Below are 295 nucleotides of genomic sequence, written 5' to 3'. Positions count from 1 at the left end.
GTCAGGGAGGTGCCGTGTTGCTGCAGTATACTGAACGCCTGTATGCCATCACCCGGGCCGTACGCGACGCGGTACCGGATCATATCCCCGTCAGTGCCAAGATGCGCCTGGGTTATACCGACAAGACCCTGGCCGTTGACAATGCCCAGCCAGTGGCCTCAGCCGGTATCCAAAGGCTCACCGTTCATGCCCGCACCAAAACCGAAGGCTACCAGCCACCAGCGGGGTGGCAATGGATTGCGGAGATCAAGCAAGCCCTCGACATTCCAGTATGTGCCAATGGCGCGATCTGGAC

General features: G+C 60.0%; 1 protein-coding gene. It reads left to right on the top strand.

Annotated elements, in window-relative coordinates:
* Positions 1-14: 14 nt before the first annotated feature.
* On the top strand, positions 15-295 hold a 281-nt coding region (locus tag Q4563_RS18885; protein WP_303605605.1), incomplete at its 3' end, for a tRNA-dihydrouridine synthase family protein.

The sequence above is a fragment of the Gilvimarinus sp. 1_MG-2023 genome, from assembly GCF_030548285.1.
The sequence above is the reverse complement of the archived record's forward strand: the minus strand, read 5'-3'. Positions and strand labels throughout refer to the sequence as shown.